This window comes from Streptomyces sp. NPDC102279 (assembly GCF_044766365.1).
In the GTDB taxonomy this organism is placed as follows: Bacteria; Actinomycetota; Actinomycetes; order Streptomycetales; family Streptomycetaceae; genus Streptomyces.
This window is the reverse complement of the sequence record NZ_JBIWLU010000021.1, coordinates 90,035-110,820: the sequence shown is the minus strand read 5'-3', so window position 1 is coordinate 110,820 and position 20,786 is coordinate 90,035. Positions and strand designations below refer to the sequence as shown.

Sequence of the window (20,786 nt, the reverse complement as noted above, 5' to 3'; positions counted from 1 at the left end):
TTCGCGCAGACGCAGGCGCTGGCGTTCGGCAAGACTCCCGATGAGGTCCGTGCGGAGGGGGTGCCGGAGGAGCTGGTCGCGCACAAGACGTTCCGTGGTGATCACCCCACCACCACGATCCTCGCGGCGGAGCTGACGCCGTCCGTGCTCGGCCAGTTGATCGCCCTGTACGAGCACAAGGTGTTCGTCCAGGGTGCCGTCTGGAACATCGACTCCTTCGACCAGTGGGGCGTCGAACTCGGCAAGGTTCTCGCCAAGCGCATCGAACCCGCCCTCACGGAGGGCGCCGAGGTGCCGGGTCTGGACGAGTCGACCAAGGCACTGGTCGCCACGTACCGGGAGCTGCGCGGGCGTTGACGCGCGGGCCGCCACGAGGACGCGGGGAGCGGTCGGCGGGAGTCCGCCCGCTGCCCGTACATCCCGGCCTGTGCGAAGGCGGATCGTTCGGGAGCCCGTTCGATCCGTGCGGCTACGGCAGGCCGGATGCACGCGCACAGGACCCGAGCACAGCGGGAAACCGGCAGAACCCGTACGGCCGAGGGCCCGACGGGAGCTGACCCCGGGCGCCGGAAACGCCGAACGCCGGAGAAGCCTGGAATGCGGCTTCTCCGGCGTTCGGCGTTCGTACCGGTCAGGCGGAGGCCGGCGGGTACAGGGATCGCGGCAGCTGGGAGGCCGCCGCCGCGTCCAGCAGCCACAGGGTGCGGGAGCGACCCCGGGCGCCCGCCGCCGGGGCCTGGATCTCACCCGCGCCGGACAGGGCGATGGCGGCCGCCTCCGCCTTGTCCTCGCCCGCCGCGAGCAGCCACACCTCGCGTGCGGAGCGGATCGCGGGCAGGGTCAGCGAGATCCGGGTCGGCGGCGGCTTGGGCGCGCCGTGCACACCGACCACTGTCCGCTCCGTCTCCCGCACCGCGGGCAGCTCGGGGAAGAGCGAGGCGACGTGGGTGTCCGGGCCGACACCGAGCATCAGGACGTCGAACTCCGGCACCGCGCCGTGGTTCTCGGGTCCTGCCGCCTTGGCCAGCTCGGCCGCGTACGCCTCCGCCGCCGCCTCGACGTTGTCGCCGTGCGGACCGTCGGACGTGGGCATCGGGTGGACCCGTGCCGCGTCCAGCGGAACCGCGTCGAGGAGGGCCGCGCGCGCCTGTGTGTCATTGCGGTCGGCGTCGCCCTCGGGGAGATAGCGCTCGTCGCCCCACCACAGGTCGAGGCGTCCCCAGTCGACGGCGTCGCGGGCGGGCTGGGAGGCGAGCGCGGCGAGGAGGCCGTTGCCGTTGCGTCCGCCGGTGAGCACGATCGAGGCGTATCCGCGCGAGGCCTGCGCGTCCACGATCTTCGTGATCAGCCGGGCCGCCGCGGCCTGGGCCATCAGTTCCTTGTCGCGGTGGACGACGAGCTGCGGAGTGTTCACTCGGCGGCCGCCTTCTTCGCCGGAGCCTTCTTGGCGGGGGACTTCTTCGCCGCGGCGCCCGACGTCGCCTTCTTGGCCGCCGACGACGAGGCGGCCTTCTTCGCCGCCGGAGCGGCGGCGGACTTCTTGGCGCCCGGAGCCGTCTTCGTGGCCGTCGCCGTCCCGCCCGAGGAGGTCTCCTCGGCGGCCTCGGCCTCCGCGTTGAGCCGGTCCACGCCGTAGCGCAGCGCGGAGGCGTAGGTGTCGTCCGGGTCGAGGCGGCGCAGCTCCTCCGCCATCAGCTCGGCCGTCTCTCGGCGCTTGAGCGCCACCGCACGGTCGGGCTGGCCCTCGATGGAGAGGGTGGCGAGGGAGCCGTCGGCGCGGTCCAGGACGATCGGGCCGCAGCTCGTCTCCATCCGCACCGCGGTGAGACCCGGGCCGGCGGACAGCGAGCGCTTGACGGGGACGTCGAGCCGGTCCGCGAGCCACATCGCCAGCAGCTCGCAGCTCGGGTTGAACTCCTCGCCCTCCACCTCGACCGCGGCCACGTCGCACACGACCTGGTCCAGGGCCGCGGCCAGCATCGAGCGCCAGGGCGTGATGCGGGTCCAGGCCAGGTCGGTGTCGCCGGGGGCGTAGGCGTCGGCGCGGGCGTTGAGCTCGCGGACCGGGGACTCGGCCGCGTAGGTGTCGGTCACGCGGCGCTGGGCGAGCGCGCCGAGCGGGTCCTTCGCCGGGTCGAGCGGCGCGTTCACCGGCCACCAGACGACGACGGGCGCGTCCGGCAGCAGCAGCGGCAGGACGACCGACTGGGCGTGGTTGATCACCTCGCCGTAGAGGCGCAGCACCACCGTCTCGCCGGTGCCCGCCTCAGCGCCGAGCCGCACCTCGGCGTCGAGCCGGGACTTCGTGCGGTCGCGGGGCGAGCGGTTGACGCGCTTGATGACCACGAGGGTGCGCGAGGGGTGCTCGCGCGAGGCGTCGTTGGCGGCCTTCAGGGCGTCGTAGGCGTTCTCCTCGTCGGTGACGATGACGAGGGTGAGCACCATGCCCACGGCCGGGGTGCCGATGGCGCGGCGGCCCAGCACCAGCGCCTTGTTGACCTTGCTGGCCGTGGTGTCCGTGAGATCGGTCTTCATGGGCGACGCCAGCTCCGTCCGTCTCGCTCGAGCATTTCGTCCGCCTCGACGGGACCCCAGGTGCCCGACGCGTACTGCGCGGGCTTGCCGTGCTTGTCCCAGTACTGCTCGATCGGGTCGAGGATCTTCCAGGACAGCTCGACCTCCTCGGTGCGCGGGAAGAGGTTCGAGTCGCCGAGCAGGACGTCGAGGATCAGCCGTTCGTACGCCTCCGGGCTGGACTCGGTGAACGACTCGCCGTAGGCGAAGTCCATCGAGACGTCCCGGATCTCCATGGAGGTGCCGGGCACCTTGGAGCCGAAACGGACCGTGACGCCCTCGTCGGGCTGGACGCGGAAGACGATCGCGTTCTGGCCCAGCTCCTCGGTCGCCGTGTGGTCGAAGGGGGAGTGCGGGGCGCGCTGGAAGACGACCGCGATCTCGGTGACGCGACGGCCGAGCCGCTTGCCGGTGCGCAGGTAGAAGGGGACGCCCGCCCAGCGGCGGTTGTCCACCTCGACCTTGATCGCGGCGAACGTGTCGGTCTTCGACGTGGGGTCGATGCCGTCTTCCTGGAGGTAGCCGACGACCTTCTCGCCGCCCTGCCAGCCGGCCGCGTACTGGCCGCGGACCGTGTCCTTGCCCAGGTCCTTGGGCAGCTTGGCGGCGCCGAGCACCTTGGTCTTCTCCGCGGCGAGCGCGTCCGCGTCGAAGGAGGAGGGCTCCTCCATCGCGGTCAGCGCCATCAGCTGGAGGAGGTGGTTCTGGATGACGTCACGGGCGGCGCCGATGCCGTCGTAGTAGCCGGCCCTGCCGCCGATGCCGATGTCCTCGGCCATGGTGATCTGCACGTGGTCGACGAAGGACCGGTTCCAGATCGGCTCGAACATCGTGTTGGCGAAACGGAGCGCCAGGATGTTCTGGACGGTCTCCTTGCCGAGGTAGTGGTCGATACGGAAGACCTGGTCCGGGGCGAAGACCTCGTGCACGATCGCGTTGAGATCCTCGGCCGACTTGAGGTCGTGACCGAAGGGCTTCTCGATGACCGCGCGGCGCCAGGATCCGTTCGACTGTTCGGCCAGCTTGTGCTTCTTCAGCTGCTTGATGACCACCGGGAACGCGGACGGCGGCACGGACAGGTAGAAGGCGAAGTTGCCGCCCGTGCCCTGCGCCTTGTCCAGCTCGTCGATGGTGGAGCGCAGCCGGTCGAAGGCCTCGTCGTCGTCGAAGGTGCCCTGGACGAAGCGCATGCCCTGCACCAGCTGCTGCCAGACCTCCTCGCGGAAGGGCGTACGGGCGTGCTCCTTGACCGCGTCGTGCACTTCCTGCGCGAAGTCCTCGTTGGCCCACTCGCGCCGGGCGAAGCCGACGAGGGAGAAGCCCGGCGGCAGCAGACCCCGGTTGGCGAGGTCGTAGACCGCGGGCATCAGCTTTTTACGTGACAAATCGCCCGTGACGCCGAAGATGACCAGGCCCGACGGCCCCGCGATACGCGGGAGCCGTCGGTCTGCGGGGTCACGCAGCGGATTGCTGCTCGACAAGGTTTCAGCCCTCCGAAGGGGCGAGGCGCTTGAGTTCCGCCTCGGTCGACTTGAGCAGGTCGTTCCAGGACGCCTCGAACTTCTCGACGCCCTCGTCCTCGAGGAGCTGGACCACGTCGTCGTAGGCGATGCCGAGCTTCTCGACCGCCTCGATCTCGGCGCGGGACTGGTCGTACGTGCCGGCGACGGTGTTGCCGGTGATCTGCCCGTGGTCGTCGGTGGCCTCCAGGGTGGCCTCCGGCATGGTGTTCACGGTGTTCGGCGCGACCAGGTCGTCGACGTACAGGGTGTCCTTGTACGCCGGGTCCTTGACGCCGGTCGAGGCCCACAGCGGACGCTGCTTGTTGGCCTGCGCCTTGTCCAGGGCGGACCAGCGGTCGGAGGAGAAGACCGCCTCGTACGCCTCGTAGGCGAGCCGGGCGTTCGCCAGGCCCACCTTGCCGCGGGCGGCCTTCGCCTCGGGGGTGCCGAGGGCGTCGAGCCGCTTGTCGATCTCGGTGTCCACGCGGGACACGAAGAAGGACGCTACGGAGTGGATCTTCGACAGGTCCAGGCCGCGCTCCTTGGCCTTCTCCAGGCCGGCGAGGTACGCGTCCATGACCTCGCGGTAGCGCTCCAGCGAGAAGATCAGCGTCACGTTGACGCTGATACCGAGGCCGATGACCTCGGTGATCGCCGGCAGACCCCCGCGGGTGGCGGGGATCTTGATCAGGGTGTTGGGGCGGTCCACCAGCCAGGCCAGCTGCTTGGCCTCGGCGACGGTCGCGTGGGTGTTGTGCGCCAGACGAGGGTCGACCTCGATCGAGACCCGGCCGTCCTGGCCGCCCGTCGCGTCGAACACGGGCCGCAGGATGTCGGCGGCGTCACGGACGTCAGCCGTCGTGATCATGCGGATGGCTTCCTCGACGGTGACCTTGCGGGCCGCGAGGTCGGACAGCTGCTGGTCGTAGCCGTCGCCCTGGGAGATCGCCTTCTGGAAGATCGACGGGTTGGTGGTGACGCCCACGACGTGCTGCTGGTCGATCAGTTCCGCGAGGTTGCCGGACGTGATCCGCTTGCGGGACAGGTCGTCCAGCCAGATCGCGACGCCTTCCTCGGAGAGGCGCTTGAGTGCGTCTGTCATGGAAATTGCATCTCCTACGTGTCGTATGTCGGCGTCAGCGCTGGGCTGCTGCGATCGATTCACGGGCGGCGTCGGCGACGTGCTCGGCAGTGAAGCCGAACTCGGCGAACAGCGTCTTGGCGTCGGCCGAAGCGCCGAAGTGCTCCAGCGAAACAATCCGTCCGGCGTCCCCGACGAAGCGGTGCCAGGTGAGACCGATACCGGCCTCGACCGAGACGCGCGCCTTCACCGACGGCGGCAGGACGCTGTCCCGGTACCCCTGGTCCTGCTCGTCGAACCACTCCACGCACGGCATGGACACCACCCGGGTGGGGATGCCCGCGGCCTGGAGCCGCTCACGCGCCTCGACGGCCACGTGCACCTCGGAGCCGGTGCCGATGAGGATGACCTCCGGCGTGCCGCCCTCGGCCTCGAACAGCACGTATCCGCCCTTGGCGGCGTCCTCGTTCGCGTCGTACGTCGGCACGCCCTGACGGGTCAGCGCCAGGCCGTGCGGGGCACCCTTGCCGTACACCTTCGTGTAGCGCTTCAGGATCTCGCGCCACGCGATGGTCGTCTCGTTCGCGTCCGCGGGACGGACGACGTTCAGGCCCGGGATGGCGCGCAGCGAGGCGAGGTGCTCGACCGGCTGGTGCGTCGGACCGTCCTCACCGAGGCCGATCGAGTCGTGCGTCCACACGTACGTCACCGGCAGGTGCATCAGGGCCGACAGGCGGACCGAGTTGCGCATGTAGTCGGAGAACACCAGGAAGGTGCCGCCGTAGACACGCGTGTTGCCGTGCAGCGTGATGCCGTTCATCTCCGCGGCCATGGAGTGCTCGCGGATGCCGAAGTGGATCGTGCGGCCGTACGGGTCGGCCTCCGCGAGCGGGTTGTCCGCCGGGAGGAACGAGCTGTTCTTGTCGATCGTGGTGTTGTTCGAGCCGGCCAGGTCGGCGGAGCCGCCCCACAGCTCGGGGATGACCGGGCCGAGGGCCTGCAGCACCTTGCCGGACGCGGCACGGGTGGCGATGCTCTTGCCCGTCTCGAACGTGGGGAGGTGCTCCTGCCAGCCGGCGGGCAGCTCGGTCGCGGCGATGCGGTCGTACTCGGCGGCGCGCTCCGGGCTGGCGGTGCGCCAGGCGGCGAAGCCCTTCTCCCACTCGGCACGGGCCTCACGGCCGCGGTCGAGCGCCTGGCGCGTGTGCGCGAGGACCTCGTCGGCGACGTCGAAGGACTTCTCCGGGTCGAAGCCGAGGACGCGCTTGGTGGCCGCGACCTCGTCGTCGCCGAGCGCCGAGCCGTGCGCGGCCTCGGTGTTCTGCGCGTTCGGCGCGGGCCAGGCGATGATCGAGCGCATCGCGATGAACGACGGCCGGTCCGTCACCTTCTTCGCGGCCTCGATGGCGTCGAAGAGGCCGTTCGGGTCGAGGTCGCCGTCCGGCTTCGGGGCGACCCGCTGGACGTGCCAGCCGTACGCCTCGTAGCGCTTGACGGTGTCCTCGGAGACCGCGGTCTCCGTGTCGCCCTCGATCGAGATGTGGTTGTCGTCCCACAGCAGGACCAGGTTGCCGAGCCGCTGGTGCCCGGCCATGGAGGACGCCTCCGCGGAGATGCCCTCCTGGAGGCAGCCGTCACCGGCGATGGCGTAGATGAAGTGGTCGAACGGTGACTCGCCCTGCGCGGTCTCCGGGTCGAACAGGCCGCGCTCGTAGCGGGAGGCCATCGCCATGCCCACGGCGTTGGCCACACCCTGGCCGAGGGGACCGGTGGTGGTCTCCACCCCGGGGGTGTGCCCGTACTCCGGGTGACCGGGCGTCCTGCTGCCCCAGGTCCGGAAGGCTTCGAGGTCCGCCAGCTCCAGGCCGAACCCGGCGAGGTAGAGCTGGGTGTAGAGGGTCAGGGACGAGTGGCCCGCGGACAGCACGAAGCGGTCTCGCCCCACCCAGTCGGGGTCCGCCGGGTCATGCCGCATCACCTTCTGGAAGAGGGTGTACGCGACGGGCGCGAGGCTCATGGCCGTACCGGGATGGCCGTTTCCGACCTTCTGTACGGCATCGGCGGCCAGGACGCGGGCGGTGTCGACAGCCCGCTGGTCCAATGCGGTCCACTCGAGGTCTGTGGTGGTCGGCTTGGTGCTCACCCTGGGTCAGGGCTCCTCTCCACATGTCACACATGTCGAATTGCCGGTGCACTGGGCGCCCCGGCCGTTGTCGAGCCTACCCCCGTAAGTACGTGCGTTTTTTCGAGTCATTCCAGACTGCCGGGACTCTTCGGGATCCGCCTCCCGACTGGGCCGTTCCGTGTTCGACACGTGAATACGGAGCCGCTCGTCCGAGTGCTCAATCGAGTGGCGGCGGGCTCTTCCAGCGGCACCTCCCAACACGAGCCCACCCCCGCGAATGCCGGGGTCTGGGCAACGTCTACAGTGGCGTGGTACGCGCGAGCCTTTACGGGGAGTTCACACCCGGGGCTTGCTGGGATGTCTCTGTCAGGGGTGTGCGTGACGGCCGTCGAATCCCGTCCAGCCGGTGTGCTCGGGACGAGCAGCAGCCGGGGTCAGCGGCCATTCGGGGCCCGGGTCAAGGCGTTCGTGGCGCTGACCAAGCCGCGGATCATCGAACTGCTGCTGATCACCACCGTTCCAGTGATGTTCTTGGCCCAGCAGGGTGTACCCGACCTGAAGCTGGTGCTCCTCACCTGCCTCGGCGGCTACCTCTCCGCGGGCGGCGCCAACGCGCTCAACATGTACATCGACCGCGACATCGACGCCCTCATGGAGCGGACCTCGCAGCGCCCGCTGGTCACCGGCATGGTCAGCCCCCGCGAGTGCCTCGCCTTCGGCATCTCGCTGGCCGTCGTCTCGACGCTGCTGTTCGGCCTCACCGTCAACTGGCTGTCCGCCTGGCTGTCGCTCGCGGCGCTCCTCTTCTACGTCGTCGTCTATACGATGATCCTCAAGCGCCGTACGTCGCAGAACATCGTGTGGGGCGGCATCGCCGGCTGTCTGCCCGTGCTCATCGGCTGGTCGTCGGTCACCGACTCCCTGTCCTGGGCGCCGGTCATCCTCTTCCTCGTCATGTTCTTCTGGACGCCGCCGCACTACTGGCCGCTGTCCATGAAGGTGAAGGACGACTACGCGCGCGTGGGTGTTCCGATGCTGCCGGTCGTCGCCAGCAACAAGGTCGTCGCCCGCCAGATCGTCATCTACAGCTGGGTGATGGTCGCGGTCTCGCTGCTGCTCACCCCGCTCGGCTACACCGGCTGGTTCTACACCGTCGTCGCCCTCGGCGCGGGCGTGTTCTGGCTGTGGGAGGCCCACGGCCTGCAGAACCGGGCCAAGGCCGAGGTCGCGGGCGGCAAGCTCAAGGAGATGCGGCTCTTCCACTGGTCGATCACCTACGTGTCGATCCTCTTCGTCGCCGTCGCGGTGGACCCCTTCCTCCGGTAGACGCCTTCTTCGTCCGACGGGCGGGGTGTCCGTGGCCAAGGCCACGCACCCCGCCCGTCGCCGTTTGATCTACCCGTCGGTAGCATCCTGCCCATGGCAGACACCGAGCAGATCGACGAGAACCCCGGCACCGCCCAGGACCGCAAGGCCGAGCGGGTGGCCGCCCGGCTCGGACGCGAGATCGACGCCTTCGCCAAGGCACACGGCGGGGCCGAGGCGCAGATCGCCTACATCGGCGAGCGCGGCGCCCGCATCGTGCTCGTCGGCGAGGACGGCGGCTGGGGCGACCTCGTGGCGCCGAGCTGCGCCGTAGCGGAGGACGCCGTGAAGAAGGCCGGCGTCACCGTGCACGAGACGTTCGACGGGGAGTTCGCGGCCAAGGTGAGGACGGGCCCGTACGAGTGGAAGCGCATGGCGGGCATCCAGCTCGGCGGACCCTCCAACGACTGACCCGTCACCCGTCGCACGGACGGCCGACAGACGTCGGCTGTTCGCACGGGGTGTGCGCGGCCAACACCTGACACCCACTTCACCCGTTAGGACCTGAAAAGGAACGGTCCAGTCGCGGGGGAGTCCGGATGATCGAAACGCCGTCCCTGGTGGACCAGTACTGCCACGGCGTACTGCGGACGGAGCTGGGCCTCGGCACGTTCGAGGCCCACCTCGCCAGAACCGAGGGGCCCCCGGCCCCCGGCACCACCTTCTTCGACACCCAGACCGGCTTCGCCGTACGCCGCTGGTGCCCGCCGCTGCTCGGCCTGGAGCCGCACTGCACCCCTGCCCGCTATCTGGCACGGCGTCGCGAACTCGGCGTCCTCGAATCGGGCCGCAGGCTGCTGCGCGGCAGCGGCATCACCACGTATCTCGTCGACACCGGACTGCCCGGCGACCTGACCGGCCCGGGCGAGATGGCCTCCACCGGAGCGGCCGGGGCGCACGAGATCGTCCGCCTGGAACTGCTCGCCGAACAGGTCGCCGACACCTCCGGAACCGTCGAGTCCTTTCTCGCCAACCTCGCCGAGTCCGTCCACGGAGCCGCCGCCAACGCCGTCGCCTTCACCTCGGTCGCCGGGGTGCGGCACGGTCTGGCGCTCGCGCCCGAACCACCGGGGCCCGGCGAGGTCCGGGGGGCGGCGGGCCGCTGGCTGGCCGGCCGCCGGGTGGGCGGCCCGCTCTCCGATCCAGTCCTGCTGCGCCATCTGCTGTGGATCGCGGTCGCCTCGGGCCTGCCGCTGCAACTGCACGCCGGACTTGGTGAGCCCGGCCTGCGCATCGACCGCACCGACCCCGTCCTGCTCACCGACTTCGCCCGCGCCACCGCGGGACTCGGCACCGACCTGGTCCTGCTGCACGGCTACCCGTACCACCGGCACGCGGCGCACCTCGCCGGGATCTTCCCGCACGTGTACGCCGATCTGGGCGCCGCCCTGGTCCGAACCGGAGCACGGGCGGCGGCCGTCCTCGCCGAGATCCTGGAACTGGCCCCCTTCGGCAAGCTGCTCTTCTCCAGCGGCGCCCACGGCCTGCCCGAACTCCACGTCATCGGCGCCCGCCTCTTCCGCGAGGCGCTCGCCCGGGTCCTCGGCACCTGGGTCGCCGAGGGCGCCTGGTCGCTGGCCGACGCCCAGCGGGTCGCGGGCCTGATCGCGGCGGGGAACGCCCGGCGGGTGTACGCCCTGGAGTGACGCAGGGGCCCGGCAGCGGCGCCGTGCGGCGGACGGCGCCCTTCACCGGCGCGCCGCCGGGGGCCAGACTGTGCGGATGACCGACGAAGCCACGGCCCGTCTGCTCGACCGTTTCCTCGGCGGGCTGGGCGCCTTGGACCCGGTCGCCGTCTGGGCGCACGGCTCGCTGGCCGGCGGCGACTACCGCGAGGGACGCAGCGACCTCGATCTGATCGCCGTACTGGAGGAGGACGCGTTCCGGCTGTCCACCGCCCGGGCGCTGGTCGGGCTGCATCGCCGGCTCCGGGCCGAGGAGCCACTGGCCCGCAAGCTGCACTGCAGCTACCTGACACCCGCGACGGCGGCCGGCGCCGGGCGGTCGCATCTCACCTGGGCGCACGACGGCCCGATGCGCCGGCCCGTCACCCCGGTCACCCGCTGCGAGCTGCACACCTTCGGCCGCGTCCTGCACGGCAGGCCGCCGGAGGGGCTGCTGCCGCCCGTTCCGGGGAGCGAGCTGCGCGCCTTCGTCGTCAGGGACCAGAAGGAGTTCTGGCGCCCCGCCGTGGACAAGGCCCGGCTGTGGCGGCAGGACGTGTGGGTCGACCTGGGCACGATCACGCACGCGCGGGCGACGGCCACGCTGCGGGAGGGGCGGCTGATCACCAAGCGGGAGGCACTCGACCTGCTCCCCGGACTCGGGGCGCCACAGGACGTCGTCGACGACATCACGCGACGCCGCTACGAGGAGCCCGCGCCGGCCGCCCCGGCCTGGACGGACCGCCGGGCCGAACGCACGAGGAGCTACCTGGGGCCCGCCATCGACTCGCTGGTGGCGGCCTACGGCACCGCTACGCGCGCGTGAGGGCCGATTCCGTCGCCGGACCGGGGACGTCCGCCACGATCTCCGGGCGTTCGCGCAGGGCCAGCAGGACGCGCATGACCCCGATCCACACCAGGCAGGAGCCCAGCATGTGGAGGGCGACCAGGGCCTCGGGCAGGTCGGTGAAGTACTGCACGTAGCCGATGACCCCCTGGGAGAGCAGGATCAGGAAGAGGTCCCGGGTGCGGTGCAGCGGACCGCGGGGCGCGTCGACCGCCTTGAGGACGAACCAGAGCGCGAACGTCAGCGTCACCACGATCCACGCCAGCACGGCGTGCAGCTTGGCGACGTTCTCCCAGGTCACGTGCATCCGGTCGACCTCGCTCGAGTCGCCCGCGTGCGGACCCGCACCGGTGACGACCGTGCCGACCGCGATGAGCAGGACGGCCGCGACGACCAGGAACCACACGAGCTGCTGCACCGACTTGCCGACCAGCGGACGCGGTTCCCCGTCGCCCTCGCGGGTGCGCTGCCACATGAGCGCGGCGACCGTGATCAGGGCGGTGGACAGCAGGAAGTGGGCGGCGACCGTGTAGGGGTTCAGGCCGACCAGGACGACGATGCCGCCGAGCACCGCGTTGCTCATGACGATCCAGAACTGCGCCCAGCCGAGCCGGGTCAGGCCACGCCGCCACGGCTTCTGCGAGCGTGCGGCGATGATCGCCCACCCGACGGCCGCGCACAGCACGTACGTCAGCATGCGGTTGCCGAACTCGATGGCGCCGTGAAAGCCCATCGCGCTGGTCGCCGTGAGCGAGTCGTCGGTGCACTTGGGCCAGGTCGGGCAGCCGAGGCCGGAGCCGGTGAGCCGGACGGCACCGCCGGTCACCACGATGACGACCGACATGACGAGCGCGGCGAGCGCCGCGCGCCGCACCGTGCGGGTCGTCGGGGTCCAGCGTTCGGCGATGAGGGCGAGCGGGTTGCGCACCGCGCTGAGGGCGTCGGCTCGGGTCAGGTTCGGCACGCGCACCATCGTAGGGGGCCGCTTGTGCACGCTTTCACGAGGGTCCGGTTCACCGGAGTCCACCCGATTACTCCCAGCGGAAGAACTTCCCGGCGGCGCCGAGCCCCACGACCCCCCAGACGGCCAGGATCCCGAGGTCGGCCCAGGGCATCGAGGCACCGTGCTGGAGCACGTCCCGCAGCCCGTCGGAGAGCGCCGAGATGGGCAGCAGGCCCAGTACGTCCTGGACGCCGGCCGGGAACTTGTCCATCGGCACGATCACCCCGCCGCCCACCAGGAACAGCAGGAACACCAGGTTGGCCGCGGCCAGCGTCGCCTCGGCCTTGAGGGTGCCCGCCATCAGCAGTCCGAGGCCCGAGAAGGCCGCCGTGCCGAGGACCAGCAGGAGGAGCACGGCGAGCGGGTTGCCGTGCGGTGACCAGCCCAGCGCGAAGGCGATCACGGTCAGCAGAATCACCTGGAGGATCTCCGTGACCAGCACCGACGCCGTCTTCGCGGTCATCAGGCCCCAGCGGGGGAGCGGAGAGGCCGCCAGCCGCTTCAGGACGCCGTAGCGCCGCTCGAAGCCCGTGGCGATCGCCTGTCCGGTGAACGCGGTGGACATCACGGCGAGCGCCAGGATGCCCGGCGTGAGGAAGTCGACCGCCTCGCCCGCGCCGGTGTCGACGATGTCGACCGTGCTGAACAGCACGAGCAGCAGGGTCGGGATGACGACCGTCAGGAGGAGCTGCTCGCCGTTGCGGAGCAGCATCTTCGTCTCCAGCGCGGCCTGCGCGCCGATCATCCGGGGCAGCGGTGCGGCCTCCGGCTTCGGGGTGTACGTACCGGCGGTGGTCACGAACGCAGCTCCTTGCCGGTCATCTCCAGGCTGTGCCGTCCCGGGGGACAGGCCCCGGACCCCCGGCCGTCGTGCTGTGGGCTCCTGTTCACGAACGCAGCTCCTTGCCGGTCAGCTCCAGAAAGACGTCCTCGAGCGTGTGGCGTTCCACCGAGATCTTCTCCGGCATCACGCCGTGCTGGGCGCACCAGGACGTCACCGTCGCCAGCAGCTGGGGGTCGACCTTGCCGCCGATCCGGTAGGCGCCCGGGGTCAGCTCGGCCGCCGTGCAGTCCGCCGGGAGGGCCTTGAGCAGGGAGCCCACGTCGAGTCCGGGCCGGCCGCTGAAGCGCAGGGTGTTCTCGGCGCCGCCGCGGCACAGCGCCTCGGGCGAGCCCTGGGCGATGACCTTGCCGGCGTCGATGATCGCGACGTCGTCGGCGAGCTGCTCGGCCTCGTCCATGTAGTGGGTGGTGAGGATGACGGAGACGCCGTCCGACCGCAGGTCGCGCACGAGGTCCCAGGTGGCGCGGCGGGCCTGCGGGTCGAGGCCCGCTGTCGGCTCGTCGAGGAAGACCAGCTCGGGCCGCCCCACGACCGCCATGGCGAGCGCGAGGCGCTGCTGCTGGCCGCCCGACAGCCGCCGGTACGTCGTGCGCCCGCAGCCCTCCAGGCCGAGCCGCTCGATGAGCGCGTCCACGTCCAGCGGGTGGGCGTGCAGCTTCGCGACGTGGCGGAGCATCTCGTCCGCGCGGGCGCCCGAGTAGACGCCGCCGGACTGGAGCATCACGCCGATGCGGGTGTGCAGCTGCCCGGACTGTCCGACCGGGTCGAGGCCGAGGACGCGTACCGTGCCGGAGTCCGGTTTCCGGTACCCCTCGCAGGTCTCGACCGTGGTCGTCTTGCCGGCGCCGTTGGGTCCGAGTACGGCGGTGACGCCCGCCGTGGCCACCAGGTCGAGGCCGTCCACCGCGGTCTTCGTTCCGTACCGCTTCACCAGGGCCTGGACCTGGACCACGGGCTCGCTTCGCATGAGGCGCAAGTCTAGGGACGCCGCCGCGACCCGGAACCGCCGGGGGCGGAGGCGACCTCGACGTACAGGTCGCGCGGCCGGTGCAGCGGGAGCCAGCGCTCCGCGTACGCCACCGCGTCGGCCACCGGGAACAGCCGTGCGGCGGCCGCGCCCACGGTGCCCCGGACGACCGGACGGTCCCGTTCGAAGTCGGCGCCCAGCTCCGCGAAGAGCTCGGAGGTGATCGACACCTCGCGCACCGTCCGCCAGCCCTCGGCCGACGGGCGTCCGACCTCGACGACGGGCGAGGGCACCCGGTACTCGGCCAGGTGGAAGCTGGTGCACGTGTCGTAGCCCGCGCCGAGGAGGAGGACGCGGGCGCCGCCGGCCTCCAGGCGCGCCAGCGGACTGCGCTCGCCGAGCCGGCAGTCGGGGGCGTGCCCCTCGACGATCCGCGCCGCGCCCGGGCCCAATGCCGCGAACGAGGTCTCGGGGTGGGCGCTGCGCAGGGCGCCGGGCCAGGTCCGGACGGTCTCGGGTATCACCCCGACGCCGCGGGAGGGCGTCACCCGGGGGTCGTAGACGGGCATGGTCGCCCGGATGGTCGGCCACCAGTCCTCGGGAACCGGCGGATTGCTCCACAGGGCCGGGTCCGAGAGGTCGCCGGACTGCGTCGGCACCACCAGCGTTCCGTCCCGGCCGAGCGCGTCGAGCAGTCCCTGGACGAGGGTGACGGGCCCGCCGTTGACCCATCCGAGGGAACTGAGCGAGGTGTGCACGAGGAGCGTCTCGCCCGCCCGTACACCGAGGGTGCGCAGGTCCGCGGCCAGGCTGTCCCGGGTGACGAGTGGGCCGGTCGGAGGGGGTGTCGACATGGTTCCGGAGTCTCCCCGAGAGGCGGTCACGGCGCCACCGAATTGATCGATCAAAGATCGTTCGCGCAGGTCAGTTTAGGTATACCTAAGTGATGCAGCGCACCGTCCACCGCGCAGGGGGTGGGTTGTCAGGCTCTGAGGAATTACGCAACAATGGTGTTGTGAAATACGTTGGCGAGGCTCGGGAGACCCCCACGGGGGCCCGGCAGGAGGAGCTCGCGACCGGAGAGCGCTCGACGCGCAACCGGGTCGCGCGGTCCATCCTGGACCACGGCCCGTCGACCGTGACCGACCTCGCGGGCCGGCTGGGACTGACCCAGGCCGCCGTGCGCCGTCACCTCGACGCGCTCGTCGCCGACGATGTCGTGCAGCCGCGCGAGCAGCGGGTCTACGGAGCGCGTACGCGCGGCCGCCCCGCCAAGGTGTTCGCCCTGACCGACTGCGGCCGGGACGCCTTCGACCAGTCCTACGACAAGCTCGCCGAGGACGCCCTGCGCTGGATCGCCGAGCGCGAGGGCGGCGACGAGGCCATCCTGTCCTTCGCCCGCGCCCGGATCGCCGCACAGGCCGAGGTCTACCGCGAGGTCATCGAGGCCGCGCCGCCCGAGGAGCGCACCGAAGCCCTGGCCAGGGCGCTGAGCGCCGACGGGTACGCTGCTACGGCGCGCAGCGCACCGGTCGGGGAGCAGCTCTGCCAGCACCACTGCCCGGTCGCTCATGTCGCCGAGCGGTTCCCGCAGCTGTGCGAGGCGGAGACGGAGTTCTTCTCCCAGCTGCTCGGCACGCACGTGCAGCGGCTGGCCACCATCGCCCACGGCGACGGTGTGTGCACGACGTTCATCCCCAAGATTTCCCACACAGCTCATAACGCATCTGCAAGCACGGCCGGGAGGAACCCCGCATGACGCTCCCCACGGAGACTGCTCACCCCGAACTCGAGGGCCTGGGCAAGTACGAATACGGCTGGGCCGACTCCGACACGGCCGGCGCCTCTGCCAAGCGCGGCATCAACGAGGACGTCGTCCGTGACATCTCCGGCAAGAAGAACGAGCCGGAGTGGATGACCAAGCTCCGCCTCAAGGGCCTGCGCCTCTTCGAGAAGAAGCCCATGCCCAACTGGGGTTCGGACCTGTCGGGCATCGACTTCGACAACATCAAGTACTTCGTGCGCTCCACGGAGAAGCAGGCGGAGTCCTGGGAGGACCTGCCCGAGGACATCAAGAACACGTACGACAGGCTCGGCATCCCGGAGGCGGAGAAGCAGCGCCTCGTCGCCGGTGTGGCCGCGCAGTACGAGTCCGAGGTCGTCTACCACCAGATCCGCGAGGACCTGGAGGAGCAGGGCGTCATCTTCCTGGACACCGACACCGCTCTCAAGACGCACCCGGAGCTCTTCAAGGAGTACTTCGGCACGGTCATCCCGGTCGGCGACAACAAGTTCGCGTCGCTGAACAGCGCGGTGTGGTCCGGCGGCTCCTTCATCTACGTGCCGAAGGGCGTGCACGTCGAGATCCCGCTCCAGGCCTACTTCCGTATCAACACGGAGAACATGGGCCAGTTCGAGCGGACGCTGATCATCGTCGACGAGGACGCCTACGTCCATTACGTCGAGGGCTGCACGGCGCCGATCTACAAGTCGGACTCCCTGCACTCCGCGGTGGTCGAGATCATCGTGAAGAAGGGCGCCCGCTGCCGCTACACGACCATCCAGAACTGGTCGAACAACGTCTACAACCTGGTCACCAAGCGCGCCGTGGCGTACGAGGGCGCGACCATGGAGTGGATCGACGGCAACATCGGCTCCAAGGTCACCATGAAGTACCCGGCCGTCTACCTGATGGGCGAGCACGCCAAGGGCGAGACCCTGTCCATCGCCTTCGCGGGCGAGGGCCAGCACCAGGACGCCGGCTCCAAGATGGTCCACATGGCGCCGAACACCTCCTCGAACATCGTGTCGAAGTCGGTGGCGCGCGGTGGCGGCCGTACGTCCTACCGCGGCCTCGTCGAGATCGGTGAGGGCGCCCACGGCTCCAAGTCGAACGTGCTGTGCGACGCGCTGCTCGTCGACACCATCTCCCGCTCGGACACCTACCCCTACGTGGACGTCCGCGAGGACGACGTGTCCATGGGCCACGAGGCGACCGTCTCCAAGGTCTCCGAGGACCAGCTCTTCTACCTGATGAGCCGTGGTCTGACGGAGTTCGAGGCGATGGCGATGATCGTGCGCGGCTTCGTCGAGCCCATCGCCAAGGAACTCCCCATGGAGTACGCCCTCGAGCTCAACCGGCTGATCGAGCTGCAGATGGAGGGCTCGGTCGGCTAGACCGCCCTCCTCACCAGCAGCCAGCGAAACCTGACGTAGGAAGAGAGCAGACCGACAGCCATGGCTGAGGCCCTTAACATCCCGGTGGGATCCACCACCGCCGGCCAGATCGCGGTGGCCGCCGAGTCGACCGTCGCCACGCGCATGAGCGCGCCCCCCTCCTTCGACGTGGCGGACTTCCCCGTCCCCCACGGCCGCGAGGAGGAGTGGCGGTTCACCCCGCTGGAGCGCCTGCGCGGGCTGCACGACGGCACGGCGGTCGCCACCGCCGGCGCCGTGAAGGTCGCCATCGGCACCCCCGACGGCGTCACCGTGGAGACCGTCGGCCGTGACGACGAGCGGCTCGGCAGGGCGGGCACGCCCGTGGACCGCGTGGCCGCGCAGGCCTACGCGTCCTTCGAGACGGCCTCCGTCGTGACCGTCCCCAAGGAGACGGTCCTCACCGAGCCGATCCGCATCGTCGTGCACGGCGAGGGGGGCACCGCCTACGGCCACCAGGTCGTCGAGCTCGGAGCCTTCGCCGAGGCCGTCGTCGTCATCGACCACACCGGTGACGCGGTCCTCGCCGCCAACGTCGAGTACATCCTCGGCGACGGCGCCAAGCTGACCGTCGTCTCCGTCCAGGACTGGGACGACCGTGCCGTGCACGTGGGCCAGCACAATGCCCTCATCGGGCGGGACGCGACCTTCAAGTCCTTCGTGCTGACCTTCGGCGGCGACCTCGTCCGGCTGCACCCGCGGATCGCCTACGCCGGCACCGGTGGCGAGGCCGAGCTGTTCGGCCTCTACTTCACCGACGCCGGCCAGCACCAGGAGCACCGTCTCCTGGTCGACCACAACACCCCGCACTGCAAGTCCAACGTCATGTACAAGGGCGCGCTGCAGGGTGAGGGCGCCCACGCGGTGTGGATCGGCGATGTCCTCATCGAGGCCAAGGCCGAGGGCACGGACACGTACGAGATGAACCGCAACCTGGTTCTGACCGACGGCGCCCGGGTCGACTCGGTGCCGAACCTGGAGATCGAGACCGGTGAGATCGTCGGCGCCGGCCACGCCTCCGCGACCGGCCGCTTCGACGACGAGCAGCTCTTCTACCTGATGGCCCGCGGCATCCCGGCCGAGGAGGCCCGCCGTCTGGTGGTCCGCGGCTTCTTCGCCGAACTGGTCCAGCAGATCGGCGTCGACGACATCGAAGAGCGCCTTCTCGCGAAGATCGACGAGGAGCTGGAGGCGTCGCTCTGATGCCCGGCACCTTCGACCGTGCCCGCTTTGTTCGGGCCTGTGGGCTGAGCGAGCTGGAGGAGGACACCCCGAAACGGGTGGAACTCGACGGCACGCCGGTCTCGGTCGTGAAGACCGAGGGGGAGGTGTTCGCGATCAACGACATCTGCTCGCACGCGAACGTCTCGCTCTCCGAGGGCGAGGTGGAGGACTGTCAGATCGAGTGCTGGCTGCACGGCTCCGCCTTCGACCTCCGCACCGGCAAGCCGTCCGGCCTTCCCGCGACGCGCCCCGTCCCCGTATACCCCGTACAGATCGAAGGGGACGACGTGCTCGTCTCCCTCAACCAGGAGTCCTGAGGAACCCATGGCAACGCTTGAAATCCACGACCTGCACGTCACCGTCGAGGCCGACAACGCCACGAAGGAGATCCTCAAGGGCGTCGACCTGACCGTGAAGCAGGGCGAGACGCACGCCATCATGGGCCCCAACGGCTCGGGCAAGTCGACCCTCGCCTACTCGCTCGCGGGTCACCCCAAGTACACGATCACCGGCGGCACCGTCACGCTCGACGGCGAGGACGTCCTGGAGATGTCCGTCGACGAGCGCGCCCGCGCCGGCCTGTTCCTGGCGATGCAGTACCCGGTCGAGATCCCCGGTGTCTCCGTCTCGAACTTCCTGCGCACCTCCGCCACCGCCGTCCGCGGCGAGGCCCCCAAGCTGCGGACGTGGGTGAAGGAGGTCAAGGAGACCATGGAGCGTCTCTCCATGGACCCCTCCTTCGCCGAGCGCAACGTCAACGAGGGCTTCTCCGGCGGTGAGAAGAAGCGCCACGAGATCCTCCAGCTGGAGCTGCTCAAGCCGAAGATCGCGATCCTCGACGAGACCGACTCCGGCCTCGACGTCGACGCCCTGCGCGTCGTCTCCGAGGGCGTCAACCGCGTCCGTGAGTCGGGCGACGTGGGCACCCTGCTCATCACCCACTACACGCGCATCCTGCGCTACATCAAGCCCGACTTCGTCCACGTCTTCTCCGGCGGCCGTATCGTCGAGTCCGGTGGCGCCGAGCTCGCCGACAAGCTGGAGAACGAGGGCTACGAGTCCTACGCGAAGCAGGACGCAGCCGACGCGAAGGGTGGCGTATCCGCGTGACACAGCTGCCGGGCCTCCTCGACACCGAGGCGATCCGCAAGGACTTCCCCATCCTGGACCGACAGGTCCACGACGGCAGGAAGCTGGTGTACCTGGACAACGCGGCGACCTCGCAGAAGCCGCGCCAGGTCCTGGACGCCCTGAACGAGTACTACGAGCGCTACAACGCCAACGTCCACCGCGGTGTGCATGTGCTCGCCGAGGAGGCCACGGCGCTGTACGAGGGCGCGCGCGACAAGGTCGCCGCGTTCATCAATGCCCCGAGCCGCGACGAGGTGATCTTCACCAAGAACGCCTCCGAGTCGCTCAACCTCGTGGCCAACATGCTCGGCTGGGCCGACGAGCCCTACCGTGTCGACCACGAGACCGAGATCGTCATCACGGAGATGGAGCACCACTCCAACATCGTTCCGTGGCAGCTGCTCTCGCAGCGCACCGGCGCGAAGCTGAAGTGGTTCGGCCTCACCGACGACGGCCGTCTCGACCTGTCGAACATCGACGAGGTCATCACGGAGAAGACGAAGATCGTCTCCTTCGTGCTGGTGTCGAACATCCTGGGCACCGTGAACCCGGTCGAGGCGATAGTGCGCCGCGCCCAGGAGGTCGGTGCGCTGGTCCTCATCGACGCGTCGCAGGCCGCCCCGCACATGCCGCTCGACGTGCAGGCCCTCCAGGCCGACTTCGTGGCCTTCACCGGCCACAAGATGTGCGGCCCGACCGGCATCGGCGTCCTGTGGGGACGACAGGAGCTCCTCGAGGACCTCCCGCCGTTCCTCGGCGGCGGCGAGATGATCGAGACCGTGTCGATGCACTCGTCGACGTACGCGCCGGCGCCGCACAAGTTCGAGGCGGGCACACCGCCGATCGCGCAGGCGGTCGGTCTCGGCGCGGCGATCGACTACCTCTCGTCCATCGGCATGGACAAGATCCTCGCCCACGAGCACGCCCTCACCGAGTACGCGGTGAAGCGGCTCGCGGACGTCCCCGGACTGCGGATCATCGGCCCCACCACGGCCGAGGACCGCGGCGCGGCGATCTCGTTCACGCTGGGCGACATCCACCCGCACGACGTGGGCCAGGTCCTCGACGAGCAGGGCATCGCGGTCCGGGTCGGTCACCACTGCGCCCGTCCGGTCTGCCTGCGGTACGGAATTCCTGCGACCACGCGAGCGTCGTTCTACCTGTACTCCACGCCGGCCGAGATCGACGCTCTGGTCGACGGTCTGGAGCACGTACGGAACTTCTTCGGCTGAGGGGCTGGCTG

General features: G+C 70.2%; 19 protein-coding genes and 1 pseudogene. 11 read left to right on the top strand and 9 right to left on the bottom strand.

From position 1 onward, the window contains the following. Positions 1 to 357: pseudogene (locus ACIRQH_RS38805) on the top strand (glucose-6-phosphate isomerase); the annotation flags it as partial. Between the two features lie 274 nt (positions 358 to 631). Here the strand turns inward: ACIRQH_RS38805 and pgl are convergent. Genes pgl through tkt form a run of 5 tightly spaced genes read right to left on the bottom strand, consistent with a single transcriptional unit; the run spans position 632 to position 7,300 of the window. Continuing rightward, positions 632 to 1,414, bottom strand: coding sequence for a 6-phosphogluconolactonase (gene pgl, locus ACIRQH_RS38800; RefSeq protein WP_404230072.1), 783 nt, complete (start codon positions 1,412 to 1,414; stop codon positions 632 to 634). Further along, positions 1,411 to 2,535: a glucose-6-phosphate dehydrogenase assembly protein OpcA gene (opcA, locus tag ACIRQH_RS38795; RefSeq protein WP_404230068.1), complete on the bottom strand. Its 1,125-nt coding sequence runs from the start codon at positions 2,533 to 2,535 to the stop codon at positions 1,411 to 1,413. Before opcA ends, pgl begins: the two co-directional genes overlap by 4 nt. Beyond that, the gene (gene zwf, locus ACIRQH_RS38790) at positions 2,532 to 4,055 is read right to left on the bottom strand and encodes a glucose-6-phosphate dehydrogenase (protein ID WP_358822136.1); all 1,524 of its coding nucleotides are present in this window, start codon (positions 4,053 to 4,055) and stop codon (positions 2,532 to 2,534) included. The genes opcA and zwf overlap by 4 nt, the downstream gene beginning before the upstream one ends. A 4-nt stretch (positions 4,056 to 4,059) precedes the next feature. Continuing rightward, positions 4,060 to 5,178, bottom strand: coding sequence for a transaldolase (gene tal / locus ACIRQH_RS38785; RefSeq protein ID WP_358822137.1), 1,119 nt, complete (start codon positions 5,176 to 5,178; stop codon positions 4,060 to 4,062). Between the two features lie 34 nt (positions 5,179 to 5,212). After that, positions 5,213 to 7,300 (bottom strand): transketolase, encoded by a 2,088-nt coding sequence (gene tkt, locus ACIRQH_RS38780; RefSeq protein ID WP_388877531.1) that lies wholly within the window; start codon positions 7,298 to 7,300, stop codon positions 5,213 to 5,215. A 354-nt stretch (positions 7,301 to 7,654) separates the two neighbouring features. Between tkt and ACIRQH_RS38775 the strand changes: the two genes are divergently transcribed. From ACIRQH_RS38775 to ACIRQH_RS38760, 4 genes are all read left to right on the top strand, one after another. Continuing rightward, entirely contained in the window at positions 7,655 to 8,608 is a 954-nt protein-coding gene (locus ACIRQH_RS38775; protein ID WP_404230079.1) for a heme o synthase, read from the top strand. A 93-nt stretch (positions 8,609 to 8,701) separates the two neighbouring features. Continuing rightward, complete coding sequence (locus tag ACIRQH_RS38770) at positions 8,702 to 9,058, top strand: hypothetical protein (RefSeq protein ID WP_358822139.1); 357 nt, start codon at positions 8,702 to 8,704, stop codon at positions 9,056 to 9,058. A gap of 128 nt (positions 9,059 to 9,186) precedes the next feature. Next, positions 9,187 to 10,293, top strand: coding sequence for an amidohydrolase family protein (locus tag ACIRQH_RS38765; RefSeq protein ID WP_358822140.1), 1,107 nt, complete (start codon positions 9,187 to 9,189; stop codon positions 10,291 to 10,293). A 76-nt stretch (positions 10,294 to 10,369) separates the two neighbouring features. Further along, on the top strand, positions 10,370 to 11,137 hold the full coding sequence (locus ACIRQH_RS38760; RefSeq protein ID WP_358822141.1) for a nucleotidyltransferase domain-containing protein: 768 nt from the start codon (positions 10,370 to 10,372) through the stop codon (positions 11,135 to 11,137). On the opposite strand, the gene ACIRQH_RS38755 is transcribed toward ACIRQH_RS38760, so the two are convergent. From ACIRQH_RS38755 to ACIRQH_RS38740, 4 genes are all read right to left on the bottom strand, one after another. Further along, complete coding sequence (locus tag ACIRQH_RS38755; RefSeq protein ID WP_358822142.1) at positions 11,124 to 12,131, bottom strand: COX15/CtaA family protein; 1,008 nt, start codon at positions 12,129 to 12,131, stop codon at positions 11,124 to 11,126. The two genes, ACIRQH_RS38760 and ACIRQH_RS38755, sit on opposite strands and share 14 nt — an antisense overlap. A 58-nt stretch (positions 12,132 to 12,189) precedes the next feature. Then, complete coding sequence (locus ACIRQH_RS38750) at positions 12,190 to 12,906, bottom strand: ABC transporter permease (protein ID WP_358822161.1); 717 nt, start codon at positions 12,904 to 12,906, stop codon at positions 12,190 to 12,192. 142 nt (positions 12,907 to 13,048) lie between these two features. Next, positions 13,049 to 13,972: an ABC transporter ATP-binding protein gene (locus tag ACIRQH_RS38745; protein WP_358822143.1), complete on the bottom strand. Its 924-nt coding sequence runs from the start codon at positions 13,970 to 13,972 to the stop codon at positions 13,049 to 13,051. Positions 13,973 to 13,983: 11 nt separating this feature from the next. Further along, positions 13,984 to 14,826: an aminoglycoside N(3)-acetyltransferase gene (locus ACIRQH_RS38740; RefSeq protein ID WP_388934285.1), complete on the bottom strand. Its 843-nt coding sequence runs from the start codon at positions 14,824 to 14,826 to the stop codon at positions 13,984 to 13,986. A 161-nt stretch (positions 14,827 to 14,987) separates the two neighbouring features. On the opposite strand from ACIRQH_RS38740, the gene ACIRQH_RS38735 reads away from it, so the two are divergent. From ACIRQH_RS38735 to ACIRQH_RS38710, 6 genes are read left to right on the top strand one after another with little or no spacing between them, the layout of a single operon-like run. Beyond that, positions 14,988 to 15,731 carry a metalloregulator ArsR/SmtB family transcription factor gene (locus ACIRQH_RS38735; protein ID WP_358822145.1) on the top strand — a complete coding sequence of 248 codons (744 nt, stop codon included), beginning with the start codon at positions 14,988 to 14,990 and terminating at the stop codon, positions 15,729 to 15,731. Further along, positions 15,728 to 17,149: a Fe-S cluster assembly protein SufB gene (gene sufB, locus ACIRQH_RS38730; RefSeq protein WP_358822146.1), complete on the top strand. Its 1,422-nt coding sequence runs from the start codon at positions 15,728 to 15,730 to the stop codon at positions 17,147 to 17,149. Before ACIRQH_RS38735 ends, sufB begins: the two co-directional genes overlap by 4 nt. A 60-nt stretch (positions 17,150 to 17,209) precedes the next feature. Continuing rightward, complete coding sequence (gene sufD, locus ACIRQH_RS38725; protein ID WP_358822147.1) at positions 17,210 to 18,391, top strand: Fe-S cluster assembly protein SufD; 1,182 nt, start codon at positions 17,210 to 17,212, stop codon at positions 18,389 to 18,391. Further along, on the top strand, positions 18,391 to 18,729 hold the full coding sequence (locus ACIRQH_RS38720) for a non-heme iron oxygenase ferredoxin subunit (protein WP_404230060.1): 339 nt from the start codon (positions 18,391 to 18,393) through the stop codon (positions 18,727 to 18,729). Before sufD ends, ACIRQH_RS38720 begins: the two co-directional genes overlap by 1 nt. Before the next feature lie 7 nt (positions 18,730 to 18,736). After that, a complete protein-coding gene (sufC, locus tag ACIRQH_RS38715; RefSeq protein WP_358822149.1) occupies positions 18,737 to 19,522 on the top strand; it encodes a Fe-S cluster assembly ATPase SufC in 786 nt (261 codons plus the stop codon). Beyond that, a complete protein-coding gene (locus ACIRQH_RS38710) occupies positions 19,519 to 20,775 on the top strand; it encodes a cysteine desulfurase (protein WP_355876403.1) in 1,257 nt (418 codons plus the stop codon). The genes sufC and ACIRQH_RS38710 overlap by 4 nt, the downstream gene beginning before the upstream one ends. Positions 20,776 to 20,786 lie beyond the last annotated feature (11 nt).

What these genes read in the sequence shown, in the direction of transcription:
- ACIRQH_RS38750 (WP_358822161.1), bottom strand. Translation starts at nt 12,906, where the DNA reads ATGATCGGCGCGCAGGCCGCGCTGGAGACGAAGATGCTGCTCCGCAAC.
- ACIRQH_RS38770 (WP_358822139.1), top strand. Translation starts at nt 8,702, where the DNA reads ATGGCAGACACCGAGCAGATCGACGAGAACCCCGGCACCGCCCAGGAC.
- ACIRQH_RS38745 (WP_358822143.1), bottom strand. Translation starts at nt 13,972, where the DNA reads ATGCGAAGCGAGCCCGTGGTCCAGGTCCAGGCCCTGGTGAAGCGGTAC.
- sufB (WP_358822146.1), top strand. Translation starts at nt 15,728, where the DNA reads ATGACGCTCCCCACGGAGACTGCTCACCCCGAACTCGAGGGCCTGGGC.
- ACIRQH_RS38765 (WP_358822140.1), top strand. Translation starts at nt 9,187, where the DNA reads ATGATCGAAACGCCGTCCCTGGTGGACCAGTACTGCCACGGCGTACTG.
- opcA (WP_404230068.1), bottom strand. Translation starts at nt 2,535, where the DNA reads ATGAAGACCGATCTCACGGACACCACGGCCAGCAAGGTCAACAAGGCG.
- ACIRQH_RS38755 (WP_358822142.1), bottom strand. Translation starts at nt 12,131, where the DNA reads ATGGTGCGCGTGCCGAACCTGACCCGAGCCGACGCCCTCAGCGCGGTG.
- ACIRQH_RS38760 (WP_358822141.1), top strand. Translation starts at nt 10,370, where the DNA reads ATGACCGACGAAGCCACGGCCCGTCTGCTCGACCGTTTCCTCGGCGGG.
- sufD (WP_358822147.1), top strand. Translation starts at nt 17,210, where the DNA reads ATGGCTGAGGCCCTTAACATCCCGGTGGGATCCACCACCGCCGGCCAG.
- sufC (WP_358822149.1), top strand. Translation starts at nt 18,737, where the DNA reads ATGGCAACGCTTGAAATCCACGACCTGCACGTCACCGTCGAGGCCGAC.
- tal (WP_358822137.1), bottom strand. Translation starts at nt 5,178, where the DNA reads ATGACAGACGCACTCAAGCGCCTCTCCGAGGAAGGCGTCGCGATCTGG.
- ACIRQH_RS38720 (WP_404230060.1), top strand. Translation starts at nt 18,391, where the DNA reads ATGCCCGGCACCTTCGACCGTGCCCGCTTTGTTCGGGCCTGTGGGCTG.
- ACIRQH_RS38740 (WP_388934285.1), bottom strand. Translation starts at nt 14,826, where the DNA reads ATGTCGACACCCCCTCCGACCGGCCCACTCGTCACCCGGGACAGCCTG.